This window comes from Streptomyces sp. TRM68367, from assembly GCF_014495685.1.
GTDB lineage: Bacteria > Actinomycetota > Actinomycetes > Streptomycetales > Streptomycetaceae > Streptomyces.
In genome coordinates this window covers 1-9,785 of record NZ_JACTVI010000164.1, presented here as the reverse complement: position 1 = coordinate 9,785, position 9,785 = coordinate 1, and the positions used below count along the sequence as shown (strand labels likewise).

Below are 9,785 nucleotides of genomic sequence, written 5' to 3'. Positions count from 1 at the left end.
AGCCCTGTCTGGCAAAGGGGAAGGAATCTGCCAGACACCAACCTCCCAACCAGACACACCGTAATTAAGCAGCGACACACCACTAGCTCGGAGCCGTCCGGTCCGGTGACGCGCACCCGCTCGCCGGGCAGCAGCGGCGAGAACTCCTCGACCGTCAGGCCGAGTACGTCCCGCAGCGGGCGCGGGTAGGCGCCCTCATGCACGGCGTCGTGCTCGTCGACGATGCCGGAGAAGTAGGAGACGACGAGGGTGCCGCCGTTCTCGACGTACTCCGTGAGGTTCTTCCCGGCCGCCTCCGTCATCAGGTAGAGCGCCGGTACGACGACGAGGGGATAGGCCGACAGGTCGGCTTCCGGGTGGGCGAAGTCGACGGTGAGGTGGCGGTCGTAGAGGGTCTCGTAGAAGGCGTCGGCGCGTTCGCGGGCGTCATGGTCCTCGCTGGGCCGCCAGGCCATGCTCTGCGCCCACCAGGAGTGCCAGTCCCAGAGCATCGCCACGTCGGCCTCGGTGCGGGTGTCGCGGAGCTGCGCCAACCTGTCCAGGCAGGCGCCGAGTTCGACGACCTCACGCCACACGCGGGTGTCCGTGCCGCCGTGCGGGACCATCGCCGAGTGGAACTTCTCGGCGCCGCGCCGGGACTGCCGCCACTGGAAGAACATGGCGCCCTCGGAGCCGCGCGCCACGTGCGTGAGAGAGTTGCGAGCCATCTGCCCGGGGGCCTTGGCCGGGTTGCGGGGCTGCCAGTTGATGCCCGATGTGGAGTGCTCCAGCAGCAGCCAGGGCGCTCCCTGGGCCACCGAGCGGGTGAGGTCGGCGGCCATCGCGAGGTTGACGTGGGTACGGCGGCCGTCGGTGATCAGGTAGTGGTCGTTGGTGACGATGTCGACCTCGCGGCCCCAGGCCCAGTAGTCGACCGAGTCACACTGGCTCAGGGCCGTCATGAAGTTGGTGGTGACAGGGACGCCCGGCGAGAGGCGGTGCAGGATGTCCCGCTCCATACGGAAGTTCTCGCGCATGGTGGCGTCGGCGAACCGCTTGTAGTCCAGCGCCTGGGCCGGGTTGCCGACCGTCGGCGTCACGCGCGGCGGGTTGATCTGCTCGAAGCCGGCGTACCGCTGGCCCCAGAAGGCCGTACCCCAGGCCTCGTTGACGGCGTCGACCGTCCCGTACACCGCCTCCAGCCAGCGGCGGAAGTGGGCGGCACAGGAGTCGCAGTAGCAGGCCGAGACGGGGACGCCGTACTCGTTGTGCACGTGCCACATCGCCAGGGCCGGGTGGTCGCCGTAGCGCTCAGCGAGCTTCGTGGTGATGGCGGCCGCCGCCGCGCGGTAGTCCGCGTTGCTGTGGCAGATCGCGGCACGGGAGCCGAACTCGTAGCGCACGCCCTCCGCCGTCACCGGCAGCGCGTCGGGGTGGGCGCGGTAGAACCAGGCGGGCGGCGCCACCGTGGGCGTGCCGAGGCCGGCGCGGATGCCGTTCTCGTGCAGCAGATCAAGGACCCGGTCGAGCCAGCCGAAGTCGTACGCCCCGGGGGCGGGCTCCAGCAGCGCCCAGGAGAAGATTCCGGCACTCACCATGGTGACGCCGGCCTCCCGCATCAGCCGGACGTCCTCGTGCCAGACGCTCTCCGGCCACTGCTCGGGGTTGTAGTCCCCACCGAAGGCGAGCCTGGTGAGGCCCCTCGGGGTGGTCTCCGGCATGGAATCTCTCCCGGGTGATCGATCATATGGGAACGTGCACACACAGCGGCACCGTGGCGGAGCCCAACATAACCGCACAGCAACAACCATTGACAAGTGTCCTGACTGTTTCTCTACTGTGAACGCTCACAGACGCTTTGGCAGGGTCTCGCGACGGGCGGGGCCCAGTCAGCGCACATCTGCAGGGCAGGTTCCCGCAGCAGGCGGGGGCCCAGGTCAGGGGAGAGATCCATGCCGTACACGAAGCGCCGTCGCCTCGTGACTTCCGCCGTCGCCGTCGCGCTCGGCGCCACCGCCCTCGCCGCCTGCGGCTCCGACGACGACAGCGGGACCCAGTCGGGTCCGGTCTCACTGACGTACTGGACCTGGACGCCCGGCATGGACAAGGTCGTGGACCTGTGGAACAAGGGCCCATCGCGACGCTCCAGGTGTTCAATGAGCCGACGACCCTCAAGCCGCTCACCAACTCCGTGTCCGAGACGTGGAGTCCGCTGATGAAGGTGTACGGGGACGCCTTCCGCAACGGCGACATCCACGCGGCGGCGGCCGAGGCCACGATCATCGCGTTCGCCACGCTGCTGCTGTCCTTCGGGTTCCTGCGGGCCGCGAACCGACGTCAGAAGCAGGAGACGGCCCGATGAGTTCTCTCGCCCTCGGCAAGGCTGAGCCGGCGGCGGGCAGCACGCCCGGGACCGCCCAGGGCCGCCGCCGCATCGCGCTGCTCCCGACGGTCACGCTGGTGCTCGGCGCGGTCTACTGCCTGCTGCCGGTCGCCTGGGTGGTCATCGCGGCCACCAAGTCCGGCAGCGAGCTGTTCTCTACGTTCACCTTCCTGCCGGGCACGGGCTTCGCCGACAACGTCTCCGACCTCAGCGCCTACCGCGGCGGCTTGTACTGGGAGTGGATGGGCAACTCCGCCCTGTACGCCGGTCTCGGCGCCCTGCTGTCGACCTGCGTGTCGGCGTTCAGCGGCTACGCGCTCGCGACCTACCGTTTCCGGGGCCGCGAGACGATCTTCAACGTGCTGCTGGCGGGTGTGCTGATGCCGCCGGTGATCCTCGCCATCCCGCAGTACCTGCTGCTCGCCAGGGCCGACCTGACGGACTTCTACCTGTCGGTGCTGCTGCCGCAGATCCTCTCGCCGTACGGCGTCTACCTCTCGCGGATCTACGCCGCCGCCGCGGTGCCCGCCGACGTGGTGGAGGCCGGGCGGGTGGACGGGGCCGGCGAGCGGCGGATCTTCACCCGGATCGCGCTGCCGATGATGATCCCCGGCATGGTGACGGTGTTCCTGTTCCAGTTCGTGGCGATCTGGAACAACTTCCTGCTGCCGTACATCATGCTCAGCGACGACGAGAAGTTCCCGATCACGCTCGGCCTGTACACGCTGCTGGAGCAGGGCGCCAACACTCCCGCCCTGTACACCCTGGTGATCACCGGCGCGTTCCTCGCGGTGCTTCCGCTGGTCGCGCTCTTCCTGGTCATCCAGCGGTTCTGGAGCCTGGATCTGCTCTCCGGAGCCGTAAAGTCATGACCATGAGCCAAACTGGTGGCCGCCGCAGGCCGCCGACGATCCACGACGTGGCGCGCGAGGCGGGTGTCTCGCGCGGCACCGTCTCGCGCGTGCTCAACGGCGGGCACTACGTCAGCCCGGCCGCGCAGGAGGCGGTCAACGCGGCCATCCGCAAGACGGGTTACGTCGTCAACCGGCACGCCCGCTCGCTGATCACCGGGCGGTCGGACTCGGTCGGCTTCCTGCTCACCGAGCCGCAGGAGCGGTTGTTCGAGGACCCCAACTTCAACGTCCTGCTGAGCGCCTGCACGCAGGCGCTGGCGGCGCACGACATCCCGCTGCTGCTGATGCTGGCGGGGACGAAGGACGACCGGCGGCGCATCACGCGGTACATCACGGCGGGTCACGTCGACGGGGTGCTGCTGGTCTCCAGCCACTCCGGTGACCCGGTCGCCGAGGAGCTGCGTGAGGCCGGGGTGCCCCTGGTCCAGTGCGGCAAGCCCATGGGGCTCGGCTCCAAGGTGAGTTATGTGGCCGCGGACGACCGGGACGGCGCCCGCGACATGGTGCGCCACCTGCTGTCACTGGACCGCCGCCGGATCGGCATGGTGAGCGGCCCGCTGGACACCCCGGGCGGAGTCGACCGCCTCGCCGGCTACAAGGAGGTGCTCACGGAGGCGGGCGTCGAGATCGACGAGCGGCTCATCGTCTCCGGCGACTACAGCCGGGTCAGCGGCGAGGCAGGCGCCGATCGGCTGCTCGCGCAGGCCCCCGACATGGACGCCTTGTTCGTGGCCTCCGACCTGATGGCGCAGGGCGCCCTGACGGCGCTGCGCCGCGCGGGCCGCCGGGTGCCGGAGGACGTGTCCGTGGGCGGCTTCGACGACTCCGTCGCGGCGACGGAGTCGGCCCCCGCCCTGACGACGATCCGGCAGCCCTACGACCGCATCAGCGCCGAGATGGTGCGGTTGCTGCTGGCGCAGATCGGCGGCGAGGACCCGGCGGCGGTGATCCTGCCGACAGAGCTGGTGAAGCGGGACTCGACGTAAGGGGTCGCTCCCGGCCTGGCGGCACCGCTCCGGCGGCGCCGCCGACGTCCACGACGGAGGCGGGGACGCCCGGCAACTCGCAGGAATACAGGCGCAGTTCGCGTGCGCCGGGGTGCCGCATCGGGAGTCGGTGGGGCTCCCGGACCCGGTGCGAGACGGCGCCGGTCGCCGCCCGGGGCGGATCCCGCGCCCATCCGGCCCAACCGGTCAGGAATGAAGAAGCCGTGCCCTACTCCCCCGCCCTAGCGTGAAATCGTCGGCGCACAGGGCGTCGGTCCCCACGTCGCGGAGGAGAACGCCATGACCGGCGGACTGCAGACCATCATCTACCCCGTCAAGGACCTCGACCGGGCGAAGGCCCTGTTCAGCGCGCTGCTCGGCGTGGAGCCGTACGCGGACGAGCCGTACTACGTCGGCTTCAAGGACGCCGGGCAGGACGTCGGCCTCGACCCCAACGGTCACGCGAAGGGCATGACCGGCCCGGTCCCCTACTGGCACGTGGCCGACATCACGGCCTCACTGCAGGCGCTGCTGGAGGCCGGGGCGGACCTGCTGAAGGACGTGCAGGACGTCGGCGGCGGCCGGCTCGTCGCCTTCGTGAAGGACGCCGACGGCAACATGATCGGGCTGCTCCAGGACCCGGCCGCCTGACCGTCCCGCGACCGCATGCGGGCGCAGTAATTGCACGGTAAACAAAATTTGGGTTCGGTGTTACCGTTCGAGTATGGCGGTGAAGACGGCCGGTGCGCTGCTCGAGGAACGGTGGCGGGAGATCCTGTCGGCGCATGCGCGCACGATGGGCGAGATCGACCGCGCGCTGCATCCCTACGGCCTGGGCGCGAGTGACTTCGAGGTCCTCGACATCCTCGTCTCGGCTACGCCCGAGGAGGGCGCCCAGTGCCGGGTGCAGAACCTGGCCGGGCGGGTCCACCTCAGCCAGAGCGCGCTGTCCCGGCTGATCGCCCGGCTGGAGAAGGACGGCCTGGTGGAGCGGTCCATGTGCGCGGAGGACCGCCGCGGGGTGTATGTCGCGCTGACCCGCAAGGGCCGCGACCTGCACGCCGAGGTGCTGCCGCTGCAGCGGGCCGCGCTGGCCCGTACGCTCGGCGCGCAGGTGGAGTCCTGAGAGCCTGCAAGGTCCCGGCCGTCAGCCCTGGGGGCGGGCCAGCAGGGTGCGCACTCCTTCCGAGGTGAGCGTGAGGCGGTGGGCGGAGCTGCCGTCTATGGAGAGCGACAGGTCGTCGGCCGGCCACTGCGCAGCGAGGGCGCCGAGGGGCACCACGCGGTAGCGCGAGATGAATGGCAGCAGTCCGGCCATCTCCAGCTCCGAAGTGAACACGGGCACCACCGTGTCCCCGCCCGGCTGCTCCAGGACGGGCAGAGCCACCGCCGCGGGGTCGGTCGCGTCCTCGTCGCTCGCGTCGTCGGGCACGGGGATGAGCACGTCGCTGCTCGCGAGCGTGGTCAGCGCCGACGTGTCCTCGGTGTTCTCGGCGAGCGCGTCCAGGGCCCGCTGTGCGGGCGTGGTGTTGTCGTTCGCGGGTGTCTCCATGGCAGATCCCCTGGTTTGGTGGTCGTGCGGCCGCTCCGGGACATGATCTGGCCCGGCCGCGGTGTTGCTCGCGTACCCGGTCGGGCCCGGAGCATGCGTGGCGGACCCCGCGAGATCGGCGGGGACCCTTGGTGGTCGCGGCGCTTTTCCCGGTGTCCGGAGCGCTTCGCGCCCCGGGCCGGGGAGCTGTCGCGGTCAGGGGATCAGTGGGATGTGGGCGGAGGGCAGGCCGAGGCGGTCGCAGCCGGCCCGCCGGGCGAGGGGTTCGGCCATGCTGGGGCCGACGTGCGTGAGGTACGTGGCGGCGTCCCGGAAGTAGCGCTGCATCCGCTCGCCGTCGCGGGCGTGCCGGGAGCCCGCCGTGCGGAACAGGGTGTTCTGCAGTACGTCCCAGGCCATGCGTCCGGCGTTCAGGAACATCAGGGCGAGGCGGTTGTCCTCGGCCATCGTGAAGGGCGCCTCGCCGGTGCTGTTGCGGCGGCAGGTTTCCATCCACTCCTGTGCCGTGTGCTGGAGCGCGGCCTCGGCGGTGTGGATCGTGCCCAGGGCCTCGCCCAGGTGCCGCTGGTAGTCGTGCAGGTCGGCCCGGGTGCGGTCGGGTTCCAGGACGAGCGGGCGGGCGGCCACGATGCGGGCGTACTCGTCGGCGGCGGCGTACGCGGTGCCGATCATGATGGCGGCCAGTTCGCCGTGGAAGAAGCCGGGGGCGCGGCCGGCGTACATCGGGTTGTTGTGCAGCTTCGAGCCGACGCTGCCGCCCTCCACGGGCAGGTCGAGCAGGCCGGCCTCGCAGGTCAGGTGGGCGGGGATGCGGGCGCGCTCCATGCGGATGCTGTTGGAGCCACTGCCGCGCAGGCCGAGGACGCCGTGCCAGTCGTCGAGCACCGTCCAGACCTCGCGCGGCGCGACGAACAGCACGTGCGGTCCGGGCTCCGCGCCGGGGCGGGCGGGGGCGCGCAGGGTCTGGCCGACGTAGTGGGTGGAGTAGGGGCTGCCGGAGGAGTACGGCCAGGTGCCGTCGAGGACGACATGGTCGTCGCCGTCGGGCTCGGCGACGCCGATGGGCAGGACGGTGGAGGCGGCGCGGAAGTCGCCGTCGGTACCGAAGACCTCGTCCTGCGCCTTCTCCTCGAAGACCGAGGCGACCTGCAGGACGTGCGCGGCGGTCAGGGACAGCGCCCATCCGGTGGAGGGGCAGCCGCGCGCGATCTCGGTGACGACGCGGTAGAAGACGGGCAGGCCGAATGCGTATCCGCCGTAGCGGCGCGGCTGGAGCATCCGGTAGAAGCCGGCCCGCAGGAAGTCGTCGTGGGTGGACTCGGGGTAGTGGGTCAGCCGTTCGGTCTCCGCCTGCCGTTCCAGCAGCACGGGCCGGAGCGCGACGGCACGCTCGACCAGCTCGCGTTCGGTCAGAGCGGGTTCGGGAGCGGCGATCATGGTACCTCCTGACGTGTGGGGCCGTCCGTACGTGACGCGGTACGAGCGATTGAACACGCACCGTGCGCCCGTGAACCGACCGGAAATCGCCAACTGCACGGGCGCCGGATCCGCCCAGAGGGCCCGGGCGGACAGTTCCCAAGACGGTCGCGGTGGACAGGGCGGCCAGCGCGCACAGCACGGTCTCCCAGCCGACCGTGAGCATCCAGGAGATCACCGACGGCAGCAGACGTCTTGAACACCGCCTACGGCCTCTCCTGCACGGCGGCGATCCAATCTGCCCACCCCTTGCAGAGGTGGCTGCGCGACGCCTCGGTCGTTCCGCAGCAAGCCGACGGTGCTGCGCGCCGGATCCTTGACCCCCGGTCAGCGCTCCACGATGCTGTGTTGCGGTACATGAGATGCGTGCCGTAATGAGCAACGACGATATGACTCGGTTTCGTACGAGCGAGGAGTGGCCATGACGCACCAGGTCCGTGCTGTCGTCGCGCGAGGCAAGGGCGCCCCCGTCAGCCTGGAAACGATCAACGTGCCCGACCCCGGCCCTGGCGAGGTGCTCGTGAAGGTCAAGGCCTGCGGGGTCTGTCACACCGATCTGCACTATCGCGAGGGCGGCATCAACGACGACTTCCCCTTCCTTCTGGGGCATGAGGCCGCGGGTGCCGTGGAGGCCGTGGGGGAAGGAGTCACCGACGTCGCCCCCGGCGACTTCGTCGTTCTCAACTGGCGTGCGGTGTGCGGGCAGTGCCGTGCCTGCCTGCGCGGACGGCCGTGGTACTGCTTCAGCACCCACAACGCCAAGCAGAAGATGACCCTGCTCGACGGCACCGAGTTGTCGCCGGCACTCGGCATCGGTGCGTTCGCGGAGAAGACGCTCGTGGCGGCCGGGCAGTGCACGAAGGTCGACCCGGCCGCCTCCCCGGCCGCCGTCGGCCTGCTGGGCTGCGGCGTGATGGCGGGCATCGGCGCGGCCATCAACACCGGCAACGTCGGACGCGGCGACAGCGTGGCGGTCATCGGCTGCGGCGGCGTCGGGGCCGCAGCCGTCGTCGGATCGAACCTGGCGGGCGCCGCGAAGATCATCGCGGTGGACATTGACGACGCCAAGCTGGACACCGCCAGGAAGCTGGGTGCGACCCACACCGTCAATTCCAAGCAAACCGACCCGGTCGAGGCGATCCGTGAGCTGACCGGCGGCTTCGGCGCCGACGTGGTCGTCGAGGCGGTCGGCCGCCCCGAGACGTACCAGCAGGCGTTCTACGCCCGCGACCTGGCCGGCACAGTCGTCCTGGTCGGCGTACCGACCCCGGAGATGAGGCTGGAGCTGCCGCTGCTGGACGTCTTCGGGCGGGGCGGGTCGCTGAAGTCCTCCTGGTACGGCGACTGCCTGCCCAGCCGGGACTTCCCGATGCTCGTCGACCTCTATCAGCAGGGCCGCCTGGACCTGGACGCCTTCGTCACGGAGACCATCGCGCTGGACGAGGTCGAGAAGGCCTTCGAGCGGATGCACCGTGGCGACGTGCTGCGCTCGGTGGTGGTCCTGTGACGGCCGGCGCCCGCATCGAACATCTCGTGACGTCGGGGACGTTCTCGCTGGACGGCGGCACCTGGGACGTCGACAACAACGTGTGGATCGTCGGCGACGACACCGAGGCGATCGTCATCGACGCCGCACACGACGCCGGGGCGATCGCCGAAGCCCTCGGCGGGCGCACCCTGCGCGCCATCGTGTGCACCCACGCCCACAACGACCACATCGACGCCGCGCCCGCACTCGCCGACGCCACCGGCGCCCCGATCCTGCTCCACGGCGACGACCTGCCGCTGTGGAAGCAGACCCATCCCGGCCGGATGCCCGACGGCGAACTGGCCGACGGCCAGGTCCTCACGGTGGCCGATACCGAACTGACCGTGCTGCACACCCCCGGCCATGCCCCCGGCGCGGTCTGCCTGTACGCGCCGGCCCTCACGGCCCTCTTCAGCGGGGACACGCTCTTCGCGGGCGGACCGGGGGCGACGGGGAGGTCGTACAGCGACTTCCCGACCATCGTCGATTCCATCCGTGGCCGATTGCTGACCCTGCCGGGCGACACCGTCGTCCACACCGGCCACGGGGAGCAGACCACCATCGCCGCCGAGGCCCCGCATCTGCAGGAGTGGATCGACCGCGGCTTCTGACGACCGCCCGTCGAACAGCAGACACGCACGCCCGCTCTCGGTCACACGGGCCGAGAGCGGGCGTGCGCATTCGTTTTTCATGGTGCCTGGCGTTGTGTGATGAGCAACTCAGATCGACGGCCCGACCGGGCTTCTGAACGCCTTGACAAGGATTCTGGACAACCTCAAACTGGCGTTGCGCTAACCGCAATCCGTTTCGCTATACGCACCGAGGTGGTCATGATGATTCCCGCGTGCCCTCTGGCGGATCTCCCGCGAGGAGAGGCCTTCCGGCTCGACATCGACCCGCCGGTCTCGGTGTTCCACACCGACGACGGCGAGCTCTTCGCCATCGACGACACCTGCACCCACCAGGA

General features: G+C 70.3%; 10 protein-coding genes and 2 pseudogenes. 9 read left to right on the top strand and 3 right to left on the bottom strand.

Going from position 1 to position 9,785, the window contains the following annotated elements; all coding sequences use genetic code 11:
- A partial coding sequence (locus H8R17_RS43010) for a beta-galactosidase (RefSeq protein WP_187828620.1) occupies window positions 1-1,700 on the bottom strand: 1,700 nt, incomplete at its 3' end.
- A 231-nt stretch (window positions 1,701-1,931) separates the two neighbouring features.
- Here H8R17_RS43010 and H8R17_RS48230 point away from each other — a divergent pair.
- The 6 genes and pseudogenes from H8R17_RS48230 to H8R17_RS42985 form a co-directional block, all read left to right on the top strand.
- A pseudogene (locus H8R17_RS48230) lies at window positions 1,932-2,168 on the top strand (sugar ABC transporter substrate-binding protein); the annotation flags it as partial.
- Window positions 2,114-2,341 (top strand): annotated as a pseudogene (locus H8R17_RS43005) (sugar ABC transporter permease); the annotation flags it as partial. The pseudogenes H8R17_RS48230 and H8R17_RS43005, both read left to right, overlap by 55 nt.
- Complete coding sequence (locus tag H8R17_RS43000) at window positions 2,338-3,234, top strand: carbohydrate ABC transporter permease (protein WP_187828619.1); 897 nt, start codon at window positions 2,338-2,340, stop codon at window positions 3,232-3,234. The pseudogene H8R17_RS43005 and the gene H8R17_RS43000, both read left to right, overlap by 4 nt.
- On the top strand, window positions 3,231-4,262 hold the full coding sequence (locus tag H8R17_RS42995; RefSeq protein WP_187828618.1) for a LacI family DNA-binding transcriptional regulator: 1,032 nt from the start codon (window positions 3,231-3,233) through the stop codon (window positions 4,260-4,262). The genes H8R17_RS43000 and H8R17_RS42995 overlap by 4 nt, the downstream gene beginning before the upstream one ends.
- A gap of 300 nt (window positions 4,263-4,562) precedes the next feature.
- Window positions 4,563-4,913, top strand: a complete 351-nt coding sequence (locus tag H8R17_RS42990) for a VOC family protein (protein ID WP_187828617.1) — start codon at window positions 4,563-4,565, stop codon at window positions 4,911-4,913.
- Between the two features lie 73 nt (window positions 4,914-4,986).
- Window positions 4,987-5,388 (top strand): MarR family winged helix-turn-helix transcriptional regulator, encoded by a 402-nt coding sequence (locus H8R17_RS42985; protein ID WP_187828616.1) that lies wholly within the window; start codon window positions 4,987-4,989, stop codon window positions 5,386-5,388.
- Between the two features lie 21 nt (window positions 5,389-5,409).
- On the opposite strand, the gene H8R17_RS42980 is transcribed toward H8R17_RS42985, so the two are convergent.
- Window positions 5,410-5,814 (bottom strand): SseB family protein, encoded by a 405-nt coding sequence (locus tag H8R17_RS42980; protein ID WP_187828615.1) that lies wholly within the window; start codon window positions 5,812-5,814, stop codon window positions 5,410-5,412.
- A 195-nt stretch (window positions 5,815-6,009) separates the two neighbouring features.
- On the bottom strand, window positions 6,010-7,251 hold the full coding sequence (locus H8R17_RS42975) for an acyl-CoA dehydrogenase family protein (RefSeq protein WP_187828614.1): 1,242 nt from the start codon (window positions 7,249-7,251) through the stop codon (window positions 6,010-6,012).
- Window positions 7,252-7,711: 460 nt separating this feature from the next.
- Here H8R17_RS42975 and H8R17_RS42970 point away from each other — a divergent pair, with 460 nt between their 5' ends.
- From H8R17_RS42970 to H8R17_RS48225, 3 genes are all read left to right on the top strand, one after another.
- On the top strand, window positions 7,712-8,797 hold the full coding sequence (locus H8R17_RS42970; protein ID WP_187828613.1) for an S-(hydroxymethyl)mycothiol dehydrogenase: 1,086 nt from the start codon (window positions 7,712-7,714) through the stop codon (window positions 8,795-8,797).
- A complete protein-coding gene (locus H8R17_RS42965; RefSeq protein WP_187828612.1) occupies window positions 8,794-9,429 on the top strand; it encodes an MBL fold metallo-hydrolase in 636 nt (211 codons plus the stop codon). Before H8R17_RS42970 ends, H8R17_RS42965 begins: the two co-directional genes overlap by 4 nt.
- A 219-nt stretch (window positions 9,430-9,648) precedes the next feature.
- On the top strand, window positions 9,649-9,785 hold a 137-nt coding region (locus H8R17_RS48225; RefSeq protein ID WP_187828611.1), incomplete at its 3' end, for a Rieske 2Fe-2S domain-containing protein.